Source organism: Pseudomonas sp. GW821-FHT02C04 (assembly GCF_059421845.1).
On the sequence record NZ_JBWKVT010000001.1, the window covers coordinates 516,421 to 538,072 of the forward strand.

Below are 21,652 nucleotides of genomic sequence, written 5' to 3' on the forward strand. Positions count from 1 at the left end.
TGGGAAGGAGCGGCCCATTTTCGGGGGCTGGTGGGCGGCGCCTCGCTCGATGAGTCTGTGGGCGCGGCCGCACGGTGCGGCATGCCTTCACATCACGTGACAAGAATAGGGAAGTGACATGACGGTCCATGACAAGGTGTTCGACTTTGTGATTCTGGGTGGCGGTTCTGCGGGGGCCGTGCTGGCGGCGCGACTGTCCGAGGAACGGCAGCTCGATGTGCTGCTGGTCGAGGCGGGACGGGCGTTCGACCCGGACGAGTATCCTGAAGAAAGCTACAACGCCAACATCATCGCCGCCAATGGCGATGCCCGTTATGAATGGGGCTACTTCGCCAAACCCGTCGAGCAACCACAAGCGGTCTACGCGCCACGGGGCAAGGTATTGGGCGGCAGCTCTGCGATCAATGGCGCGGTGGCGTGCCGGGCCTTGCCGTTCGACTTTGCCCGGTTCAGCGCCAAAGGCTTGAAAGGCTGGAGCTTCGAAGACGTCCTGCCGTACTACAAAAAAATGGAGAGCGCTCCCCACGGCGACGAGCAATGGCATGGTCGTAACGGGCCGCTGCCGATTCACCAGATGTCGCTCGATTACATCACCCCGGTTCAGCGCGCGATGCTCGAAGCCGCCTGGGCCTGCGGCGCCAACAAGGTCGACGACTTCAACAATCCCGAAGCCAATAACGGCGCCGGGCCAAACCCGATGAACGTGATCAACGGCGTGCGCGTGAATACCGCGATAGCCTATCTCACCCGTGAAGTGCGATCGCGGCCCAACCTGACGATTCTGGAGCAGAGCCTCGTCGATAAAGTGCTGATCGAGCAGGGCAGGGTTCAGTCGGTGCGTCTGGCGAACGGCCGAACATTGCACGGCAAAGAAGTGATCCTCAGCGCCGGATCCTATGGCTCGGCCGCGATCCTGCTGCGCTCGGGCATCGGCCCGAAAGCTGATCTGCAAGCGCTGGACATCCCGGTGGTCAAGGACGCGCCGGTCGGCACCCGGTTGCTTGATCATGCGTTCTTCTGGATGAACTTCAGCGGCCTGGAAACCCTGAAAGGGCAGGAGCATCCGGTGGTGGGCGCGCAACTCTGGACTCATTCGTCCCATGCCGGCTCGGACAAGGAACTGGACATTGGCATTTCGCCCTCGCACCTGCTCGACCCCGCCATCAGCCCCACCGGCGTGGCGTTCTCGCTGGGCCTGGAGTTGATGCATTGCACCTCGACCGGGCGAATCCGCTTGAGCAGCCGCGACCCTGCCGCTGCGCCGGTCATCGAACTCAATCATTTGACCAGCGAGGACGACATGAACCGGATGGTCGAGTGCTTCCGCCTGGCACGCAAACTGGCCAATACCGAACCGTTGAAAAGCCTGATCGTGGAAGAGTTGTATCCCGGCCCGTCGGTGGATGACAGCGACGAGCAGATCCGCGCGGCACTGGCCCAAGGCGTGGGCACCTTGCAGCACCCGTGCTCGACCGCGCCGATGGGGTTGCCGACCGATCCTGTCGCCGTAGTGGATGAACAGGGCAGGGTGTATGGCGTACAAGGACTGCGCGTGATTGATGCGTCGATTTTCCCCGAAATCCCGCTGATCAACCTGAACCCGACCGTCATCATGATGGCGGAAAAGTTGTCGGACACCCTCAAGCAATCCCCTCTCTCAGAATAAAAACAATCACGGGCGCACGGCCGACAGCGGTCGTGTGCCTGGCCTGCACTGGATGTAGAACTTGAACAAGCTTTGCGAGATGCAATCGTTCGTCATGGTGGTCGACACCGGCAGTATCACCGAGGCGGCCCGACAACTGGGTACCGCCAAATCCATGGTCAGCCAGCGGATTGCGCAACTGGAAAAACGCCTGGGCAGCATCGTTCTCGAACGCGGACGACAGGCTCGACTGACCGAGGCGGGTGAAGTCTTTTATCGTTATTGCATCCGCATTCTGGCGGAGGTCGAAGAGGCCGAAGATGCGGTCCTTGCCTTTCAGTCGAGCCTGCGCGGCAGTTTGCGGCTGGCGGCGCCGATGGCGTTCAGCATTCGCTATCTGACGCCGATTCTGTCGGCGTTCGCGGTGCGCTATCCCGAGCTGCGCCTGGACGTCGAGTTCGACGACCGGCACGTCAATCTGCACGAAGAGCGCTACGACGCGGCGATCCGCATCGGCGAATTGCCGGACTCTTCCCTGGTGGCGAAAACCATCACCGCCAACCGCCACATCATCTGCGCGAGCCCGGACTATCTGGCCGCTCACGGTACACCGCAAACCCCGCAGGAGCTGTCGGAACATTTCGCGATGCTCTACGTCAACCGAGAGCCTCACGGCATGTGGACGTTGCCGGTGAACAATGCGCTGGAATCGTTTCGCGTGCGTTGCCGGATGCGTACCAACAACGGCCATCAACTGATGGAGGCGGCGAAGGCCGGCATGGGGCTGGCGATCCTGCCGACGTTTCTGGCCGCGCAAGCGATTGTGGATGGCACGCTTCAGGAGGTGCTGGCGCCTTATGCGCCCCGTGGCGGCAACATTTCCGCCGTGTACCGGCGCTCCCAACGGGCCTCGCCCAAGCTGCAGGCGTTGACCGATTTTCTCTGCGAACAGATCGGCAACCCGCCGGTGTGGGAGCAATTGCTCGCGACCCATTCGGCGCGTTGAGCCGTTCGGGAAAAACGAAACCGCGATTCGTTTTTCCCCGGCTTATGAGCTCTCGAACCCTTCAATAAGCTCTCCCTCAACAGGCGCGTTTTGACGCCTGACAGGGAAGAAACGCATGAACGATACCCTTGATAATCCTGCTCGCCGCGCTGTACTGGCCGGCGGCGTTGTGGCGGCCGCGACGTTGGCGACGGGCAGTGGCCTGACCCAGGCCCTGGAGTCAGGTGACCACCCCGAAAAGAACCTGCATCGTCGTGGCCCGGTCGACGTGATCATTGTCGGCGGTGGTTCGGCCGGCGCGGTGTTGGCCCGTCGCTTGAGCGAAAACGGCCAGCGTCAGGTGCTGTTGCTTGAGGCCGGTCACAGTTATGCGCCAGACAAATACCCCCGGATAGTCGCCGACAGTGACGTGGTCGGCGCCAATGGCAATCGCGAGTTCGAATGGGGTTACACCTCACGGCCGGGCTACGTCGAACACCCGATTGGTGCGTTGCGCGGCAAAGTGTTGGGTGGCAGTTCGGCGATCAACGGCGCGGTGGCGATCCGCGCCCGTGCCACCGATTTCAAGCGTTGGGATCTGCCGGGCTGGAGCTACGAAGAGCTGCTGCCCTGGTTCAAGAAACTCGAAAGCCACAGCGGCGGTGCCAGCGCACTCCATGGTCACGAAGGGCCGCTGCCGGTGCGCCAACTCGGCAGCGCCGATGTCACGCCGATGCAGAAGGCCTTCATTTACGCGACCGTCGCCAACGGCTACCGGATGATCGACGATTTCGACGGCGCAGACGCCAACGGCGTGGGCCCGTATCCGATGAACATCGTCGATGGCGTGCGGGTCAACACCGGCATGGCCTATCTCACGGACGAGGTGCGGGCTCGCGACAATTTGCAGATTCGCGCCGACAGCCTGGTCGACAAAGTATTGTTTGACGGCCGGCGTGCGGTGGGCGTGCAACTGGCCAACGGTGAGCAACTGCAGGCAGCTGAAGTGATCCTGTCGGCCGGCAGCTATGGCAGCGCGGCGATTCTGCTGCGTTCCGGCATCGGCCCCGGTGAAGACTTGCGCACGCTGGAGATCGCGCAGGTCGCCGAGTTGCCGGTCGGGCAGAACCTGGTGGATCACCCGTTCTACTACAACGCCTACGCCGCCAAACCGGACTTGATCGGCCGCCAGTCACCGGCCATCGGCGCCAAACTCTGGACCCACAGCCGTAGTGCCGAGCAGGGTGATCTGGACATTCACATCACCGCGACTCACTTGTTTCCCCACGATCAGAGCCCGACGCAGGTCGGCTTCGTGCTCGCGGTCGCGCTGACCCGGCCGCTGTCCCGAGGCAAGGTCACGCTCGCCAGTCGCGATCCGTTCGTGGCCCCCAACATCGACCTGAATTTCCTCGCCGAGCCCAAGGACCGCCAGCGCCTCCTGGACGGTATTCGCCTCGCGCGCAGGATTGGTGCGACGGCACCGCTCAAGGGCTTGATCCATTCCGAGCTGAACCCGGGGCAGGGCAACGATTCCGACGACGCCTTGCTGGCCAGCGTCAAAGCCACGCTCGACACCTATCACCATCCGACGTCGACGGCCCCGATGGGCCGGCCGGGCGATGCAAAAGCGGTGGTCGACCTCGAAGCCCGAGTGATCGGTGTGCAAGGCCTGCGGGTGGTCGATGCCTCGATCTTCCCCGACGTGCCCTCCGTTGCCACCAACCTCACCGTGATCGCCACCGCCGAAAAAATCGCCGGCCTCTACGCCTGAATCCAAGGAAGATTTCACCATGAACAACACCAAGGTTTTGAACTGGATCGACGGCCTGTGGCTGGATTCCGGTATTCACCACGACTCCATTGACCCGGCGACGTATGAGTTGATCGGCCGCTACGCCGAAGGTGGCGAGGCGGAGGCTCGCCAAGGCATCGAAGCCGCACAACGGGCATTCACCCAGACGCCGTGGAAAGACGATCGCCAGTTGCGTGCCCAGGTTCTGCTGGAACTGGCAGACGCCTTCGAGCTGAATGCCGCCGAGCTGATCGACACCCTGGCGCTGGAGAACGGCAAGATCCGCCCCGAAGCCGCGTTCGAAGTCGGCATGGTGCCGTCCAAGTTGCGCTACTACGCCGCGCTGGCCCGCACCGAATATGGCCGGGCAGCGGAACCCCGGCCCGGCAAGATTTCCCTGGTCATCCGTCAGGCCGTGGGCGTGGCCGGCATCATCGTGCCGTGGAATTCCCCCGTGGTGTTGATGATCCGTTCGCTGGCGCCGGCACTGGCCGCCGGTTGCACCACAGTGATCAAGATGCCCGGGCAAACGGCCCAGACCAACGCGCTGGTCGCACGGATCATGAGTGAGGCGCCGTCGCTGCCACGGGGCGTGATCAACCTGTTCAGCGAGCAGGGCGCGGCCGGTTCGATTCATCTGGTGGAGTCGCCGAAAGTGCCGGTCATCAGCTTCACCGGCAGTACCGGCACCGGGCGGGCGATATCGGCGGCGGGTGCCCAACACCTCAAGCGCTTCGGGCTGGAACTGGGCGGCAAGACGCCGATGCTGGTGTTCAACGACGCCGATCTCGATGCGGTGGTGCCGGCGCTGGTCAAGGCGCTGACAGTGTTTGCCGGGCAGTTCTGCATGACCGGTTCGCGGCTGCTGGTGCAACGTGACATCGCCACGGCGCTGACCGAGCGCCTGGCGGCACGCCTCGAAGCTGTGCGGGTCGGGCCGGCTGCCGATCCGGCCAGTGACATGGGGCCGCTGATCGACAAGCCGAACGTGCAGCGGGTCAATCAAGTGGTGGAGGAGGCGATAGCCGCTGGTGCGCAAGTCATCGTGCGCGGTGGGCCGGTCACTGACGGGCCGTTGGCCAGAGGCGCGTTCTATCGGCCGACGCTGCTGCGGGTCAGCGATCCCGAAATGGCCATCGTCCAGCGCGAGACCTTCGGCCCGGTGCTGACCCTGCAAGTCTTCGACAGCGAAGCCGAGGCCATCGAACTGGCCAACAACAGTGAGTTCGGCCTGGCGGCCAGCGTCTGGACCCGCGACATCGGCTGCTCGCTGCGGGTTGCCCGTGAACTGGAGGCCGGTACGGTCTGGGTCAATGACTGGGCGGTGGTCTACGACGAGTTCGAGGAGGGCGGCTTCAAACAGTCGGGGCAAGGGCGTTTGAACGGCGTGGCGGCGATGGATGATTTTGTCGAGTACAAACACATCGCCCTCAATCCCGGCCTGCGTCAGGAGTGAGCCCGATGCGATTATCCCGACCGTGGATCGTCGCGCTGCTGGCAGGGACGCTGACCGCGTCCTCTGTCTACGCCGCTGGCGAACAACCTCTGACTTCCACAAGGACTGTTTCCGTGTCTCAGGACAAACTCTACGACGCACTGCTGGATGCGCTGTATGCCACGTTCGGCAGGCATCCGGGCTTTCGTGCAACCCATGCCAAAGGCGTGTTGGTGAACGGCACCTTCACCGCTTCACCGTCGGCGGCGACGCTCAGCCGCGCCGCGCATTTGCAGGGGCAGCCAGTGCCAGTGGTGCTGCGCTTCTCCAACTTCAGTGGTGTACCGGCCACGGTGGACGGTGATCCGATGGCCAGCCCGCGTGGCCTCGCGGTGCGTTTCAAACTGCCGAACGGAGAGTCAACGGACATCGTCAGTCACTCGTTCGACGGCTTCCCGGTGGCCACGCCCGAAGGTTTTCTGAGCTTCCTGCAAGGCATCGCGGCGACCGTTGCGACGCCGTCGGATCCGCTGCCGTTGCAGAACTTTCTGGCGGAGCATCCCAGGGCCAAACACTTTCTGGAAGCACCCAAACCGGCACCGGCCAGCTACACCAGCCTCGAGTACTTCGGCGTGAACGCGCTGGTCTTCAGCAACCGGGAAAACCAGGAGCAGGTCGTTCGCTACCGCATCGAACCGTTAACCGGCCAATCGCTGCTCAGCGACCAACAAGCCTCCCGCATGCCAGCCGATTACTTGCAGGACGAACTGACGGCACGACTGGCGAAGGGCCCCGCGCAGATGCGTTTGATCGCGCAACTGGCGGCGCCGGGCGACGTGGTCGAAGACGGCTCGATCCCGTGGCCTAGAAACCGCCGCGAAGTCGAACTGGGCATCTTCACCCTCGATTCAGGGGTGCCTGCCGAGGATCAGCAATCGGCCCAGCAGCGTCTCGACTTCAGCCCCGGCCGGTTGCTTGATGGCATCGCCCTGAGCCGCGACCCGATGACGCTGGCCCGCGACCGCATCTACCAGCGCGCCGTGCTCCGGCGCCAGCAACCATGACCACCGAGGCCGGCGCCCGCTGGAAACAGTGGCTGGTGTCGTGGCTGGTGGTGTGGCCGCTGTCGGTGTCCATGCCGTGGGCGCTGGCAGCGCTGCTCGAATTGGCGGACCTGCGTCTGCCGGGGTGGTTGTTCAAGATGCTGGTCGCCGGGCTGATCTCGTTCAACATGGTGTATTGGCTGATGCCGCAGAGTTCGCGGTTGATGGCGCGGTGGTGGGTGCGCTAAGCAATCCGGGCCTCATTCGGTGGCGTCAAAAGCCTTGTGGTAGCTGACGACACCGACAGGCAATTCCCCGCCAAACGACAACGCCTGAAAGTACTCCGCCGGAATTCCTGGCAGTTCCAGGCCTGCATGGGCCTTGAAGCCGAAGCGGCCGTAGTAGCCCGGGTCGCCAAGCACCACACAACCAACGCCGCCAATGCGCTGCAACTCCGCCAACGAGGCCTTCATCAACGCCGTGCCGATGCCTTGCTGCTGGCGGGTCGGGCACACGGAGATCGGGCCCAGGCCATACCAGCCTTGAGTGCCGGAGGAAATCGTCACCGGTGAAATGGCGACATGGCCGACCACCGTGTCGTTCTCGACGGCCACCAGCGAAACGCTGAGCTGACCGGCGCGGCGCAAGGCGTTGACGATGAATTGTTCGGTGTGGCTGGAGTGTTCTTCGTGCTGGAACGCGGCCTCGGTGATTCGGGCGATGGCGTTGATGTCTTCGGGGTGTTCGTTGCGGAGGGTGATATTTGTATTCATGCGTTCTCGGGTATCCCGGTCGATCAGGGCTCGAAGGGTTTCGAACAGCGGATCGGCGTTGGTGTATTGCTTGCCGTAGGCCAGGTTGAAGCCATAGTCGAAGTCTGGCGGATTCTTCCCTTGAGTGTGTTGTAAAAGTGTTTCCAGCTTGTCCAGCGCCTTCACCGCTTTGGCTTCGGGGGAGCGCGCGTTTTCGTAGTCGTCCCAGAGTGCGAGGATTTCGTTTCTCAGTGCGTCGTCCAGGGAGCGGGTGAGCAGCAGCAAGTCGTTGCGCTCCTGTTCGCCCTTGTCGGGAAAACCGACCTGATCAACCGCCGGGATATCACCGTTGATGGCCTCGCCGAGGTCGTGGATGACGCACATTTTCAGGACTTTCAGCACGTCGAGCCCGGTCAGGTCGTCGGCGAACACGATCGCCATCAGGCACAGGCGCCAGCTGTGTTCGGCGGTGCTTTCGTTGCGACCGGAGGAGGTGTGCGCGCTTCTGAGGACGTCCTTGAGCCGTTCTGCTTCGCGCAGAAAGTCGAGGCGTCCCTTGATTTTTTCGAGGTTCATACGGTGGCCGGGATAAAGAGAGCAGGGCTCAAAGCCTAGGCCCGGCCTCGATCATCGTCCACGCATAAAATATGCGGCACGCGGCCTACAGCGTTTCCACCAGCCGTGCGGCGGTGCCGTCCGAAAGTGCGATCCGCGTCCAGCGGCACAGGCTTTCGCGGATGGGAACGAGGGTTGAATCATTGTGGCCGGTGACGAATTCCAGTGCCGGCGGCGCGGGGAGTTCTCGCCAACCAGTGTCATCCAGCAAGGACTCCTTGTGCTGGATTTCCGCCGTCGCAAAGCGCCACAACGATTGCCCCAGCAGATCGCTCAGTGGACTTGTGAATTGCGCGGCGCGGGCCGGGGAACAGGCCAGCAGGCGATGGGTCAGGTCGCAGACGAGGTGAACCGGGCGTGCGCTGTCTGTAACCAGTCGCGCGAGGGCCTGATCGGCGGCGCTGTCGAGTCGCGCCGCGAGCAGCCGTTCGAGTTGAAGATGCGCCTCCGGGTCCATCGCCTGCATACCGCTTTCCCAGCGGGAAATCGTCGACTGGGTGACCTTGAACAACTCGGCGGCATGGTTCTGCTTGACGCGGTGCAGCACGCGCCAACGGCGCAGGGCGATGCCGGGGAGACTGGGCTTGAGCAAGGTGTCGGGCATGGCGAAGGATCGCAAAAGGAATGCGGGCCGACAGTCTGAAGACTGTCGGCCCGTGCTGCAAATCGACGCGATATCAGGTCATTCCGGGAGCTTGGCGATCACCTTGATCTCGAACTGAAAGCCATACAGCCACGTCACGCCGACCGCCGTGATGGTCGGATGCGGCGCCTCACCCCAGAACTCCGGCACCACTTCCCAGATGGTTTCGAAGGTCGATTGCGGGTCGACCATGAACACGGTCACGTCCACCACGTCATCAAAGCTGCCGCCGGCTGCGCCGAGAATCGCATTCAGGTTGGTGAAAGCCCGTCGCACCTGTTGTTTCAGATCCGGCTCGGGCGAGCCGTCCTCAAGGCTGCCGACTTGCCCGGAGACAAACAGAAAACCGTTGGAACGCACCGCCGGTGAATAGCGATTGCGCTCGTAAAGGGCATGGCGTCCGGGCGGGAAAACCACGTCGCGTTTTGGCTGGGTGTTGGTCATGGAGTGTCTCCTTCAATGGCTTGAAACCTGCGATGGAGAAACTCTAGGGACTTGCCTCGGCGCGATAAACGCGCAATCTTGGCGATCACTGTTTGTAAATCCCAAACAATCGAGCCGCTATTAGAGGTGGGTGATGGACCGTTTTGACGCGATGCAAGCCTTCGCCCGGGTGGTGGAGGCGGGGAGTTTCACCAAAGCCGCCGAAACCCTGCACATGAGCAAGACCACCGTGACCCATCTGGTGCAGCAGCTGGAGGCACGCCTGCGGGTCAAGTTGCTCAACCGCACCACGCGCAAGGTCAACGCCACGGCGGACGGCGCGGCTTACTACGAGCGGGTGATCAAGCTGCTGGCGGACATGGACGATGCCGAAACCAGTCTTCCTGGTGCGGCGGCGCAGCCCAAGGGTCGCTTGCGGGTCGATGTGCCGAGCCCCTTGGCCAATCTGATTCTGGTGCCGGCGCTGCCCGAATTTTGCGCGCGTTATCCGGAGATCCAGATCGACATGGGCGTCAGCGACCGGATTGTCGACATCATTGATGAAAACGTCGATTGCGTGGTGCGCGGGGGCGAGCTGCGGGATCAGTCGTTGATGGCCCGGAAGGTGGCGGATCTTCAACTTGGCGTGTATGCCGCGCCGAGCTATCTGGCCCGTGCCGGCACCCCGGCGCATCCCCGAGAGCTGGAAGACAGCCATCACCGAGTAGTCGGTTTCCTCTGGGCGCGCACCGGCAAACCGGTGCCTTACGCCCTGCACAACGAACACGAAGATCTGCAGATCAAGGGCCGCCATGTGTTGGCGGTCGATGACGGCAATGCCTACCTGTCGGCGGGCCTCGCGGGGCTGGGCGTGTTGTGGTTGCCCAAGTACATGTCCAAAGCACACGAGGCGAGCGGTGATCTGGTGCCGCTGTTCGAAGACTGGCGCCTCGATCCAATGCCGCTCTACGTCGCGTACCCGCCGAATCGCCACATCAGCCGCAAGCTGCGGGTGTTCATCGACTGGATCGCCGAGGTGATGGAGCGCCACGCACCGGTCATGGATCGCTCAGGTTCGCCAGCAACCACTCGGTGAAACTGCGGGCCATCGGATCGCTTTCGCTGTCGCGGTGGGTCAGCAACGCCCAGTTCGGGCCGCGAATGGTGTCGTCCACCAAGGGCTGCAACAGCCCGTCGGCCCGGGCCTTGCGGCTGAGCAACTGGCTGACCAGCGCGATGCCGAGCCCGCCGCACGTCGCATCCAGCAACAGGCCCGGATCGGAGAAGTTCAGCCCCTGATCCTGCTGGCCGACGTCGATCCCGGATTCCACCGCCCAATGGCTCCAGTCCATTTCCCGCTCGCCGTGCAGGGTGGTGCGCTGTGCAGGCGGAACCGCCAGCAGACTTGGATGACACGCCGGATAGAGCCGGTCGGCGTGCAGCACTTTGAAGCTGCATTCGGCCTGGGAACTGATGTCGTCACGCACCGCCAGATCGATGGTCTGGGTCGCCATATCCGGCACTTCGTCGGTGCTGAAAATCCATAGATCGACATTCGGATGCTGGTGGCGGAAATCCCCCAGACGCGGCAGCAACCAATGCCGGGCAAAGGCCGGCGTGGTGTTGAGCACCAGTTGATTGGGTTTCTGGTATTGCCCCAGTCGGCGGATGCCCACCGACAGTTGTTGCAGCATCGCCTGGGTGGTGCTGAGCAGATCGTGGCCGGCGTCGGTCAGCGCCACGCTGCGACCGCTGCGGAAAAACAGCGGCTGCTCCAGATAGGCCTCAAGGCTGCGGATCTGCTGGCTGATGGCCGATTGCGTGAGGCTCAGCTCTTCGGCGGCCTTGTGAAAACTGCCCAGCCTTGCGGCGGCTTCGAAGCCGCGCAACGAGCTGAGGGGTGGCCAGTGTTTCAGCATGATCGATAAGTTCCTCTAATCAGTTTTCCGCTAAATCCATCGTTTGTTTGCCCGTAAGGCCGCCATTAGCATGCACGTCAACGCCGCCAAGGCTGTTTTCATTGAACACAATGGCTTAACTCAAAGGGCTTTTTACCATGCAGCAGAACAAAAACAACAACAGCGGTTGGATGATGCCGGCAGAGTGGGTAACGCACGCCGCGACCTGGATGGTCTGGCCACACAATCAGGCCCTGTGGGAGTCGGGCTGGGGCGTGACCTTGCCGTTGGTGCAGGAAGATTTCGCCCGCGTCGCCAATGCCATCGCCCGGTTCGAACCGGTGAAAATGGTCGTCGATCCGTCGGCCATCGCCAGCGCCAAAGCCTTGTGCGGGCCGAACATCGAACTGATTCCGCTGGCGGTCAACGACAGCTGGTGCCGCGACTCCGGCCCAAGTTTCGTGGTTCACCCGGAACAAGGTCTGGCCGGTGTGAGCTGGCGCTTCAACGCGTGGGGCGGCAAGTCGGCCCACGACCTGGACGAAAGCCTGGCCCGTCGCGTGCTCAATCACCTGGGCGGCGAGTGCTTCGGCACGGCGCTGAGCAACGAGGGCGGCGCGATCCACGTGGACGGCGAGGGCACGTTGATCACCACCGAATCGGTGCTGCTCAACCCCAACCGCAACCCCGGCGTGAGCAAGGCCGAGATGGAAGAGATCTTCAGCCGTCTGCTCGGCGTGAAGAAAACCATCTGGCTGCCGGGCGATCCGGATTACGTCACCGGCGACATGACCGACGGCCACGTCGATGGCGTCTGTGCCTTCGCTCGCCCTGGTATGTTGCTGGTGGACGCCACCCATGATCGCAGCTCGGTGTACGCCGAAGTCGTGCGGGAAAACCGCCGCGCACTGGAACTGGCCACCGACGCCCAGGGCCGCAAATTCGAGTTGATCGAACTGTATGAAGCCACCGATGCGGTGGACACCGAAGCCGAAGTCTTCTGCGCCTCGTACACCAACTTCTACATCGCCAACGGCGCGATCATCATGCCGGCGTACGGCATCGAGGCCGACCATGTCGCGGCAGAAACGCTGGCCAAGGCGTTCCCGGGACGTGAAGTGGTGCCGGTGCAGATCAATCATCTGGCCCACGGTGGCGGCGGTGTGCACTGCATCACCCAGCAACAGCCAGCCTGGCCGGTGGAGGGTTGATCGATGACGTTGCTGAAAGTCGCTACTACCCAGATGCCGTGCACCTGGGATCTGAAAAGCAACCTCGATCGCGCCGAGCAGTTGGTGCGTGAAGCGGCCGCGCAGGGCGCCCAGGTGATCCTGTTGCAGGAGCTGTTCGCCACGCCGTATTTCTGCATCGAGCAGAGCCATCAGCATATGGCACTGGCCGAGGAGTTCCGCGACAGTCAGGTGCTGTCGCGCTTCGCCGCGCTGGCCCGTGAGCTCGGCGTGGTGCTGCCACTGAGCTGGTACGAAAAGGCCGGCAATGCCTACTTCAACTCCCTGAGCGTGGCCGATGCCGACGGGCGTTTGCTGGGTGTGTACCGCAAGACTCACATTCCCAACGCCATCGGCTATCAGGAGAAGGAATATTTCAGCCCCGGCGACACCGGTTTCAAAGTCTGGGACACCGCGTTCGGCCGCCTCGGCGTGGGCATCTGCTGGGATCAGTGGTTCCCGGAGACCGCTCGCTGCCTGGCCTTGATGGGCGCCGAAGTGCTGCTGTTCCCGACCGCTATCGGCTCGGAACCGGGCTGCGCGGATCTGGACTCCCGCGACCACTGGCAGATGACCATGCGTGGCCACGCCGCTGCCAACCTGCTGCCGGTGATCGCGTCCAACCGCGTTGGCCGTGAAGTTGCGGGCACCGATGCGGCGCTGCAAATGAATTTCTACGGATCGTCGTTCATCTGCAACCACAAGGGAAAAATGCTCGCCGAAGCCGACCGCGCCAGCACCGGAGTTTTGGTGCAAAGCCTCGATCTGTCGGCCATGCGCGAAGAGCGCCTGAGCTGGGGCATCTACCGCGACCGTCGCCCGGAAATGTACGGCGCCTTGTTGAGCCAGGATGGCCGTCACCTTCACGCCCGCTGGAATCCTCAAGGAGTCTGATATGCACACCTCACACAAGTGGTTGCTGGGCGCTCTGGGCCTGGCGCTGGCCGGTTTGATGCCGGCCGTGCACGCCGAAGACAAGACCCTGCGGCTGTACAACTGGGCGGATTATTTCGCCGAAGACACGCTGACCAGGTTCACCGCCGAAACCGGGATCAAAGTGATCTACGACGTGATGGACGGCAGCGAAACCCTGGAGGCCAAGATGCTCTCCGGTGGCAGCGGCTACGATCTGATCTTCCCCGGCGACACCGTGGCCGAACGGCTGATGCGCGCCGGCAGCCTGTTGCCGCTGGATCCTTCGAAGGTCACGGCGATGAACGACATCGAGCCGGGCCTGCAAAAACTGCGCAGCCATTACGAGCATTCGAACAAGGCCACGGTGCCCTACACCTGGGGCACCATCGGCCTGACCTACAACGCCGAGCAGATCAAGCAGCGCATGGCCGACGCCCCGGTCAACAGCCTCGACATGCTGTTCAAACCGGAACTGGCCGCCAAGTTTGCCGATTGCGGGATCTCGATGATCGACTCGCCGGACGAAGTGCTGGCCGTGGTGCTCAATTACCTGGGCCGCGACCCGCGCAGCGCCAAGCCTGCGGACCTGGCGGCGGCCAGTGACTTGCTGATGAAGCTGCGGCCGTACATCCGCAAGTTCCAGTCGCAACCGGTGACCGATCTGGTCAACGGCAACCTGTGCCTGTCCCTCGGCTACAGCGGTGACATGACCCAGGCCCAGCGCACCTCGGACAGTGCCGGCAAACAGACCCGCTTCCAGTACCGCGTTCCCCGCGAGGGCACCACGGTGTGGATGGACACCATGGCCATTCCGGTCGATGCCAAACACCCGGAATACGCCTATGCCTTCATCAACTTCGTGATGCGCCCGGAGAACATGGCCGCAATCAGCAATTTCACCGGTTACCCGACCTCCAACGCCAAGGCCCGGCCAAACGTGGATGAGGCCATGCGCAACAACCCGGACATCTACCTCGACGAAGCGACCTATGCTCGTCTGATACCGGGCAAGGATATTCCCCAGGCCGACATGCGCGCCCGCATGCGCACCTGGACCAAGTTCAAGACCGCCACTGCAAAGTGATTTTTCCGGGCCGCCCCGGCGGCCCCTTACACATCAGGAAGTTACACATGCCAACTCGTCGCGAGTTCATCAAACAGGTTTCAGTCGCCGCCGGCGTAGGCGCTGCCGTCATGGGCCTCGGCCTGTCACCGGCGCGGGTGCTGGCGGCCGGCGAAGGTCGCTGGTTCATGCCCGACGAGGGCGACAAACACGAACGCGCCTACATGGCCTTCGGCGCGCAGGACGCGATCTGGGAAGACTTCACCGAAGACGTTCAGGAAGCGCTGGGCCGGATCGCCCGCGCCATCGCCCGCTATGAACCGCTGACCATCTACTGCCGCAGCGGCGAACGCAGCCTGGCCGAAGAGATTTGCGGCACCTCCAACATCACCTACCAGATCGCCAACCTCGACGACATCTGGATGCGTGACATCAGCGCCAACTTCGTCATCGATGACAAAAGCGGCCTCGGCGCGGTGGACTTCAACTTCAGCGGCTGGGGCAATAAGCAACAACATTCGAAAGACGCGAAAATCGCCAAACGGGTGGCGCAAGACGCGCAAGCGACCTACATCCGCAGCGAACTGGTGGGCGAGGGCGGCGGCATCGAAGTCGACGGCCACGGCACCGGAATCATGACCGAAAGCTGCTGGGTCAACGAAAACCGCAACCCCGGCTGGAGCAAGGCTGACGTCGAGGCGGAACTGAAGGCACGCCTGGGCCTGCGCAAAATCATCTGGCTGCCGGGCATCAAGGACAAGGACATCACCGACGCCCACGTCGATTTCTACGCGCGCTTCGTCAAGCCTGGCGTGGTCATCGCCAACCTCGACACCGACCCGAAGTCCTACGACAACAAGGTCACGCTGGCGCACCTGGAAATCCTGAAAAAGGCCACCGACGCCGACGGTCGCCCGTTGCAGATCCACACCGTGTCGCCACCGCTGAAACCACGCAAGACCAAATTCAACAAGAACAACGACGACTTCGCGGCCGGTTACATCAACTACTTCGTCATCAACGGCGCGGTCATCGCCCCGGAGTTCGGCGACAAGGACGCCGACAAAAAGGCCTTCGACCTGCTCAAACAGCTCTACCCGAACCGCGACGTGGTGCAGATCAACATCGACGCCATCGCGGCCGGTGGTGGCGGGATTCACTGCGTGACCAGTCACCAGCCTGCTTAAGGGTCGCGTTCAGCGAAACCGTGGGGGAATCGCCTCGGCAAAGGGATAGAAGTCAAACCACGGTTTGGCTTCTTCGAGCACCTGTTTGAAAGCGGGGCGCTGCACCAGCCGTTCGAAGTAGGCGTTCAAGTGGCCATGGTCGCCGGGGAACGGCACCAGCGTGCTGGCGTAAAACAGGGCCGGGCTCGCGGAGCAATCGGCCATGCTGAAGTCCGGGCTGGCAATCCACTGACGGGTCGCCAACTGACGTTCGAGCATGCCGTACGCGGTGTTCAGCAGGGTGCGCTGGCTGGTCAGGTCGCCGTGTCGGTCGTGAATCCGGTCGGCGACGATCTGCGACATCGGCGTCATCACGTAGTTGTCGAAAAACCGGTCCCAGAGGCGAACTTGCAGGGCGGTGTCCCAATCGTCGGGGATCAGACGGCCAGCGCCGGCATGGTAGTGATCCAGATACTCGATGATCACGCTCGACTCCGGCACTTTGCGCTGGCGGGCACGATCATGCAGCACCGGGAATTTGACCAGCGGCCACAGGGCCCGCAGCTCGGCTCGTTCGGCTTCGCTGGACAGGTCGATGACGCGCTTGTCGAACGCGGTGCCGTGTTCGTAAAGGGCGATCAGCACCTTGTGGCAGTAGGACGACAACGGGTGGTAATAGAGGGTCAAGTCCATGGTTCAACGCCTCGCGTTGGTGGTGAAAAACACTACACAGGTATAGCGCGCCTGCGCACGGCCATGCATTTGATTTCCGCCAGCAGCCCCGAACGCTGAATCGGGTCACTTCGCGCGGAAGTACCGGATCAGGTTGACCGATTTTGTGAACACCGCGTAAGCCACCGCTGCGATCATGAGTCCGGCCACGGCCGGGCCGACCGCATTGAGGCCGGTAATGAGCAGCATGTAGAGCGACAGCATCAGTATCAGCACGACATAACCGGCGAGAGTCTGTCTAAGGAACGCCAACAGCAGCGGGATGAATGCCACTGCCACCGAGTGGATGGCCACCGCCTGCAAAATCTCGATTATCAGATACGAGAAAGCATCTTCGCCGCTTGCTTGCGTGGCGATCAGCCAGGATTCGTTCATCAGCCAATTCAGGCCGCCAACCACCATCAGGCTGATGACGACAATCAGCGCCATGTTTATTGCTCGGCTACTCATTGGTCTTCATTGCGCCCATGAGCGGCCGCCGCCAGTTGTTCGGTATCCACCCGAACAAACACCGAATCACCCACCGCCGTCAGCACCTCCCCGGCGTAGACCTCGCAGATCACCCGGGTCTTGCGGCCGACTTCACCGTCGACCCAAGCCTTGAGCGTCAGTGGTACGCCCATCGGCGTCGGCTTGATGAACTTGATGCCGAGGTTGCCGGTGACGCAGTTGATGCGCGGCAGGCTTTCGGCTTCACGCCCATCGGCGCGGTAGTGGTAAGCCATCGCCGTCCAGTTGGAATGGCAGTCCACCAGCATCGCAATCAGGCCGCCGTAGACCAACTCCGGCCAGCCGCAGTATTTGGCTTCGGGGATGTGCTCGGCCATGACGTGCACGCCGTCCTCGTGCCAGAAACTCTTGATGTGCAAGCCTTGCGGGTTGCTGCTGCCGCAGCCGAAGCAGACGCCGTCGGGGGCGGCGGTGTCTTGCAGGGAGGTGTCGAGGGTGGACATGCCGGGGTCATCCTTAAACTGTTAGCCGAACCGGGCGGATTCTAACCCCGAATAAAGGATGAAGCGTGATTTAGTCCGGCGCCAGATCCCCATACCAGTAAGCCGCCGTGACACCACCATCCATGAGGAAGTCGCTGCCGGTGATGAACGTGCCCTCGGGTCCCATGAGCAATGCGCCCACGGCCGCTACTTCATCCGGTGTGCCGCCACGCCCGGCGGCGCTGCGTTCGATCATGCGCCGGTAGCCTTCACCGCGCGGGCCGCTCAACTCATCCCGGGCCAGTGGCGTGAAGATGATGCCCGGGCTGATCGTATTGACCCGTGCACCCCGTTTACCCCAACGCACGGCCTCTGCCATGACCCGCAGCGAGTTGCCGCGTTTGGAGACTTGATAGGCGTGCAACGGGTCGCTGATGCGCTCGGCCGACAGCATCGGCAACGCCAGCAGTTCCTCGGTCGGTGTCGTGGCCAGCGCCTTGTTCTGTTTTGCGCTCAGTGCCGGCAAGCGGTGACCGGATTGCGAGGCAATCACGATGGCCGAACCGCCGGCAGCGATGACCTGGCCGAATTCCTCCAGTACGACGGCCGTGCCGTACAGGTCGACGCGCAAAATGGTTGCGGCTGACGCTTGCGAGGGCGAGACCCCAGCCGCATGAATCACCCCGCTGATGTCACCGAGGGCGGTAGCGGTCTGGACCAGCGCTTGCACCGAGGCGCGAGAGGCGACGTCCACCACGGTGGTGGTCACGTCGAAACCTGCATCGAGCAAGACCTTTGCTGCTGCGTCGGCGTTTTCCTGCTTGAGATCGGCCAGCACTACATGCTTGCCGGCACTGACGCGCCGGGCAATCGCCTGGCCGATGGCACCCGCACCGATCACCACGATCACTTTCGCTGAATTGTTCATGGGTTCATCTCACGTGAGAGCCGGATTCCCGACGAGGTGAACGACTCTATATTGCTGCTGATTGCTCAACAATATAGGGTTGGCTGCATACCTTAGTGAGGGATTTTCATCAATGTTGCGCGCAGATCTGCCGGGCCTTACCGCCTTCATCGCCATTGCCGAGCAGCGCAGTTTCAGTGGTGCAGCGCGGGTATTGGGAGTGTCTTCGTCGGCGCTCAGCCATTCGATGCGCAACCTGGAGGCGCGCCTGGAAATGCGCTTGTTCAACCGCACGACGCGCTCGGTGTCGCTGACCGAGGCGGGGGAGCAGTTGCTTAACGGAGTGCGGCCATTGATGAATGATCTGACGAACGTGGTCAACGAGGTCACATCCGCCCGGATCAGCCCTTCAGGGTCGATCCGCATCAGCGCGTCGGAGTCGTCGATCCGGCCGCTGATTCGCCACGTGGTTCCTGAGTTCATTGCCCGCTATCCGAACATCCACATCGAGTTCGTTGCCGACGGTGCGCTGCAAGACATTGTCGGCGACGGTTTTGATGCCGGCATCCGGCTGATCGATGACGTGCCACGCGACATGATCGCCATTCGCTTCGGGCCGGACGTGTGTTTCGCTGCCGTGGCTTCGCCGGACTACCTTCAACAGCATCCGGCGCCACAGGTGCCGCAGGATCTCAAGGTCCATCGCTGCATTCGCTTTCGCTTCACCGGTGGTGGGCTGTTTCGCTGGGAATTCAAACAGGGCGAACAAAGCGTCAGCCTGGATGTGGAAGGTCAGTTGACGATGGACAACCTCAACTTGATGGTCGAGGCCGCGCTGGCCGGTGCGGGAATCGCCTGGGTGCCGCAGTCACTGGTGGCGGAGGCTCTGCAGGCCGGACGGTTGGTCCGTTTGCTGGAGCAATGGAGCCCGAATTATTCCGGGCTATGTCTGTATTACCCGGCCAACCGTCATCCGCCCACCGCGCTGCGGTTGTTCGCTCAGGCCGTGCGGGACTGGGCGAGCCAGGGTGTGTCGTAGCTTTGCGTCAGATCAACAACCCCGGCGTATCGCGCGCATCAGCTACGTTGCGCCAGGTTGCGTTGAAACTCTTCGAAGCTGCAGGGCAGGGTTGTGGCTTTGCGCTTTTTCGACTTGTCGCGCTCGTCCGGCAATTGGTCGCTGAGCTCCCAGACCTCGAGCATCTTCGCGTATTCGAAGGCGTGGCGCGGGTCGGTCTGAATCCAGTGCTGGAATTCCAGGCGCTCGTCAGGCGTGCAGGTATCGTCTTGCAAACGCAGGCACCAGTGCGCCGCTTGCGTCAGGATTTCTTCGTCTGCGTCGTTCATTGACGGTTCCCAGGATGGCCGAAGCGAGCAATTTACGTGGCGTCTTGCAAAAAAAACGTCAAAGCACGGTGAGGATTTAGTCCGTGTCGCGGACAGAACGCGCGCCCGCCGGACAGATCGCGCCGCCATTTACGCTTTTCGAAGATTTGCCATATTCAGTCACATTGCGTTGTAGATAGTGGGCAGCCCAACCGGTTTCCAATGAGGCTGCATCGTGTTTCCACGTCTTCTGTGTTCGCTGTCCGTGTTGAGTCTGTCCATCGCCGCCGCCCACGCGGCCGACCTTGATACCCCGCGCCTGAAGGGCATCGACAACTTTCGTGATGTCGCCGGTATCACCACGGCCTACTCAACGACCCATGACGGCACGATGCGCGCCGGTGTGTTCTACCGCTCCAACGCATTGACGCCGAGCGCGTCGGATCTGGCGACCCTCAACGGTCTGGGGATCAAGGCCGTTTATGACTTGCGTACGCCCAGCGAAATCGCTGGCACGCCGGACACGATGATCAGCGGCGCGACCTACCAGAACATCGACATCATCGGCGCCACCACGTCGGGTGCGAACATCACCACGGTCTCGTTCAAGAGCGCGGCCGATGCGATTGCGATGATGCAGGAGACTAACCGCGCGTTTGTCAGCGACGCGGGCATGCGCGGTCAGCTCAATGTGTTGTTCAACGAACTGGCCGGCGTCGACGGTGCCGCGCTGTTCCATTGCACCGCCGGCAAGGACCGCACCGGCTGGACGGCCGCTGTGCTGCAAAGCATCGCCGGGGTCGACAACGCCACGATCATGAGCAACTACCTGGCGACCAACGATTACACCGCCGCCCGCGTGGCGAAAACCCTGGCGATGATGCCGCCGAGCATGGCCGCGATCTACGCGCCGCTGCTGGGCGTGGAGGCGAGTTACCTGCAAGCCGGCCTGGATCAGGTGACCGCGCAATACGGCAGCATGGACAACTACCTCAAACAGGGGTTGGGTCTGTCTCAGGAAACCATTTACGTGCTGCGCGGCAAAATGGTCGAGTACAACAGTCTGCCCGGTCAGGCAGGGCTGATCGGCAACGCCGCGGCTGGCGCGCAACTGTTGCAGGAGTTGCAGAACAGCAAACTGTCGGGCACCTACAGCGCCTACAACTACTACCTGCAATCGGCCATCGACGCCGGCACCCTTGGCGGCGTCGAATCCACCGTGGGCGGTCAGGTGCACGCCGATGCGGCGAGTTATCTGCTGCGTCAGAACGCAATGATCGAGCAAGCCGCCGCGCCATTCGCCAACGGCACTGACCTCAAGGTCGGCCAGTACCGGTTGTGGAGTACCGCGCTCGCCGGCTACCTGGGCACCGACGGTTCGTCCCATGCGCAAAGCAGCAACGAACACAGTCAGGGGCTGATGGTCGGCATTACCCAACGCTTCTCCGAGCAACTCAGCGCGCGCGGCGGCATCGGTTACAGCAAAGGCACAGTCGGCGGGGCGGGCGGCGAAGCCGATACCGATTTCACCTTCTTCGACCTTGGCGCGCGTTATGGCTTCGCCAGCCTTGAACGTGGCCTGTTTGTCGATGCCAACATCAGCGCCGGTTACGTCGACTACGACAGCAAACGCGACCTCGGCGGTGGCCTCGGTTCGGCGAAGGGCGATACCCACGGCAACCTCAGCGGCGCCACGCTGGCGCTGGGTTATCGGATGCCGATGAACAGCGTGATTCTGGAGCCAAGCCTTGGCGTGCGCGTCAGTCGTCTGGACCTGTCGGGCTTCCAGGAGAAGGGCAGCGAACTGGCCCTCGACGTCGACGACATCCAGCAAACCCGCCGCAGTGCGGTGGCCAATCTCGACGTTTCGTTCGCCCCGATGCCGGTGGGCGCGTGGCAACTGGTGCCGGGCGTGCGGGTCGGTTATGAGCGTGTGCTCGGCGATCATCAGGTCGACAGCGAAGGGCACCTGCTGGGGCTGGATATCGAACAACGCGCGGCGTTCGACAACCGCGATCAGTTCAGCGGCGGCGTCAACCTGATGGCCAACCTCGGCGCGCTGAGCCTGGGCGCCGAAGTCGGTGCCAGCGGCGGGGGCGACAGCCACGGCTTCAGCGGCGGGCTCAAGGCCAGTTATCAGTTCTGATC

At 62.6% G+C, this 21,652-nt stretch carries 22 protein-coding genes and 1 pseudogene; 13 read left to right on the top strand and 10 right to left on the bottom strand.

Annotation, left to right across the window (positions count from 1 at the left end; translation table 11 throughout):
• The first annotated feature begins 118 nt into the window (after nucleotides 1-118).
• From AC07VV_RS02210 to AC07VV_RS02235, 6 genes are all read left to right on the top strand, one after another.
• Complete coding sequence (locus tag AC07VV_RS02210) at nucleotides 119-1,666, top strand: GMC family oxidoreductase (protein WP_495035083.1); 1,548 nt, start codon at nucleotides 119-121, stop codon at nucleotides 1,664-1,666.
• Nucleotides 1,667-1,727: 61 nt separating this feature from the next.
• Entirely contained in the window at nucleotides 1,728-2,651 is a 924-nt protein-coding gene (locus AC07VV_RS02215; protein WP_495035084.1) for a LysR family transcriptional regulator, read from the top strand.
• A 115-nt stretch (nucleotides 2,652-2,766) separates the two neighbouring features.
• Entirely contained in the window at nucleotides 2,767-4,404 is a 1,638-nt protein-coding gene (locus AC07VV_RS02220) for a GMC family oxidoreductase (RefSeq protein WP_495035085.1), read from the top strand.
• A gap of 19 nt (nucleotides 4,405-4,423) precedes the next feature.
• A complete protein-coding gene (locus AC07VV_RS02225) occupies nucleotides 4,424-5,881 on the top strand; it encodes an aldehyde dehydrogenase family protein (RefSeq protein ID WP_495035086.1) in 1,458 nt (485 codons plus the stop codon).
• A 5-nt stretch (nucleotides 5,882-5,886) separates the two neighbouring features.
• The gene (locus AC07VV_RS02230) at nucleotides 5,887-6,924 is read left to right on the top strand and encodes a catalase family peroxidase (RefSeq protein WP_495035087.1); all 1,038 of its coding nucleotides are present in this window, start codon (nucleotides 5,887-5,889) and stop codon (nucleotides 6,922-6,924) included.
• Nucleotides 6,921-7,151 carry a hypothetical protein gene (locus AC07VV_RS02235; protein WP_495035088.1) on the top strand — a complete coding sequence of 77 codons (231 nt, stop codon included), beginning with the start codon at nucleotides 6,921-6,923 and terminating at the stop codon, nucleotides 7,149-7,151. The genes AC07VV_RS02230 and AC07VV_RS02235 overlap by 4 nt, the downstream gene beginning before the upstream one ends.
• Before the next feature lie 12 nt (nucleotides 7,152-7,163).
• Here the strand turns inward: AC07VV_RS02235 and AC07VV_RS02240 are convergent, their stop codons facing one another.
• The 4 genes and pseudogenes from AC07VV_RS02240 to AC07VV_RS02255 all read right to left on the bottom strand — a co-directional run bounded on the left by AC07VV_RS02240 (nucleotide 7,164) and on the right by AC07VV_RS02255 (nucleotide 9,357).
• Nucleotides 7,164-7,676: a GNAT family N-acetyltransferase gene (locus AC07VV_RS02240; protein WP_495035920.1), complete on the bottom strand. Its 513-nt coding sequence runs from the start codon at nucleotides 7,674-7,676 to the stop codon at nucleotides 7,164-7,166.
• A pseudogene (locus AC07VV_RS02245) lies at nucleotides 7,674-8,231 on the bottom strand (HD domain-containing protein); the annotation flags it as partial. The pseudogene AC07VV_RS02245 and the gene AC07VV_RS02240, both read right to left, overlap by 3 nt.
• 85 nt (nucleotides 8,232-8,316) lie before the next feature.
• Nucleotides 8,317-8,874, bottom strand: a complete 558-nt coding sequence (locus AC07VV_RS02250; protein ID WP_495035089.1) for a helix-turn-helix domain-containing protein — start codon at nucleotides 8,872-8,874, stop codon at nucleotides 8,317-8,319.
• A gap of 78 nt (nucleotides 8,875-8,952) precedes the next feature.
• A complete protein-coding gene (locus AC07VV_RS02255; protein WP_495035090.1) occupies nucleotides 8,953-9,357 on the bottom strand; it encodes a RidA family protein in 405 nt (134 codons plus the stop codon).
• Between the two features lie 133 nt (nucleotides 9,358-9,490).
• Here AC07VV_RS02255 and AC07VV_RS02260 point away from each other — a divergent pair, with 133 nt between their 5' ends.
• Nucleotides 9,491-10,432 (top strand): LysR family transcriptional regulator, encoded by a 942-nt coding sequence (locus AC07VV_RS02260; RefSeq protein WP_495035091.1) that lies wholly within the window; start codon nucleotides 9,491-9,493, stop codon nucleotides 10,430-10,432.
• Here AC07VV_RS02260 and AC07VV_RS02265 read toward each other — a convergent pair.
• Complete coding sequence (locus AC07VV_RS02265) at nucleotides 10,395-11,255, bottom strand: LysR substrate-binding domain-containing protein (protein WP_495035092.1); 861 nt, start codon at nucleotides 11,253-11,255, stop codon at nucleotides 10,395-10,397. The genes AC07VV_RS02260 and AC07VV_RS02265 overlap by 38 nt on opposite strands.
• 137 nt (nucleotides 11,256-11,392) lie before the next feature.
• On the opposite strand from AC07VV_RS02265, the gene AC07VV_RS02270 reads away from it, so the two are divergent.
• Genes AC07VV_RS02270 through AC07VV_RS02285 form a run of 4 tightly spaced genes read left to right on the top strand, consistent with a single transcriptional unit; the run spans nucleotide 11,393 to nucleotide 15,628 of the window.
• On the top strand, nucleotides 11,393-12,445 hold the full coding sequence (locus tag AC07VV_RS02270; RefSeq protein WP_495035093.1) for an agmatine deiminase family protein: 1,053 nt from the start codon (nucleotides 11,393-11,395) through the stop codon (nucleotides 12,443-12,445).
• 3 nt (nucleotides 12,446-12,448) lie between these two features.
• The gene (gene aguB, locus AC07VV_RS02275; protein ID WP_495035094.1) at nucleotides 12,449-13,357 is read left to right on the top strand and encodes an N-carbamoylputrescine amidase; all 909 of its coding nucleotides are present in this window, start codon (nucleotides 12,449-12,451) and stop codon (nucleotides 13,355-13,357) included.
• A 1-nt stretch (nucleotide 13,358) separates the two neighbouring features.
• Nucleotides 13,359-14,462 (top strand): extracellular solute-binding protein, encoded by a 1,104-nt coding sequence (locus tag AC07VV_RS02280; RefSeq protein WP_495035095.1) that lies wholly within the window; start codon nucleotides 13,359-13,361, stop codon nucleotides 14,460-14,462.
• A 47-nt stretch (nucleotides 14,463-14,509) separates the two neighbouring features.
• Nucleotides 14,510-15,628 (top strand): agmatine deiminase family protein, encoded by a 1,119-nt coding sequence (locus tag AC07VV_RS02285; protein ID WP_495035096.1) that lies wholly within the window; start codon nucleotides 14,510-14,512, stop codon nucleotides 15,626-15,628.
• Between the two features lie 9 nt (nucleotides 15,629-15,637).
• Here the strand turns inward: AC07VV_RS02285 and AC07VV_RS02290 are convergent, their stop codons facing one another.
• The 4 genes from AC07VV_RS02290 to AC07VV_RS02305 all read right to left on the bottom strand — a co-directional run bounded on the left by AC07VV_RS02290 (nucleotide 15,638) and on the right by AC07VV_RS02305 (nucleotide 18,199).
• A complete protein-coding gene (locus AC07VV_RS02290) occupies nucleotides 15,638-16,300 on the bottom strand; it encodes a glutathione S-transferase family protein (protein WP_495035097.1) in 663 nt (220 codons plus the stop codon).
• Nucleotides 16,301-16,405: 105 nt separating this feature from the next.
• Complete coding sequence (locus AC07VV_RS02295; RefSeq protein WP_495035098.1) at nucleotides 16,406-16,768, bottom strand: hypothetical protein; 363 nt, start codon at nucleotides 16,766-16,768, stop codon at nucleotides 16,406-16,408.
• Between the two features lie 17 nt (nucleotides 16,769-16,785).
• Complete coding sequence (locus AC07VV_RS02300; RefSeq protein ID WP_495035099.1) at nucleotides 16,786-17,292, bottom strand: PaaI family thioesterase; 507 nt, start codon at nucleotides 17,290-17,292, stop codon at nucleotides 16,786-16,788.
• 70 nt (nucleotides 17,293-17,362) lie between these two features.
• The gene (locus tag AC07VV_RS02305; RefSeq protein WP_495035100.1) at nucleotides 17,363-18,199 is read right to left on the bottom strand and encodes an SDR family oxidoreductase; all 837 of its coding nucleotides are present in this window, start codon (nucleotides 18,197-18,199) and stop codon (nucleotides 17,363-17,365) included.
• 112 nt (nucleotides 18,200-18,311) lie between these two features.
• Here AC07VV_RS02305 and AC07VV_RS02310 point away from each other — a divergent pair, with 112 nt between their 5' ends.
• The gene (locus AC07VV_RS02310; RefSeq protein WP_495035101.1) at nucleotides 18,312-19,217 is read left to right on the top strand and encodes a LysR family transcriptional regulator; all 906 of its coding nucleotides are present in this window, start codon (nucleotides 18,312-18,314) and stop codon (nucleotides 19,215-19,217) included.
• A gap of 38 nt (nucleotides 19,218-19,255) precedes the next feature.
• On the opposite strand, the gene AC07VV_RS02315 is transcribed toward AC07VV_RS02310, so the two are convergent.
• Nucleotides 19,256-19,525 carry a FecR/PupR family sigma factor regulator gene (locus AC07VV_RS02315; protein ID WP_495035102.1) on the bottom strand — a complete coding sequence of 90 codons (270 nt, stop codon included), beginning with the start codon at nucleotides 19,523-19,525 and terminating at the stop codon, nucleotides 19,256-19,258.
• 214 nt (nucleotides 19,526-19,739) lie between these two features.
• Between AC07VV_RS02315 and AC07VV_RS02320 the strand changes: the two genes are divergently transcribed.
• A complete protein-coding gene (locus tag AC07VV_RS02320) occupies nucleotides 19,740-21,650 on the top strand; it encodes a tyrosine-protein phosphatase (protein ID WP_495035103.1) in 1,911 nt (636 codons plus the stop codon).
• Nucleotides 21,651-21,652: the final 2 nt, after the last annotated feature.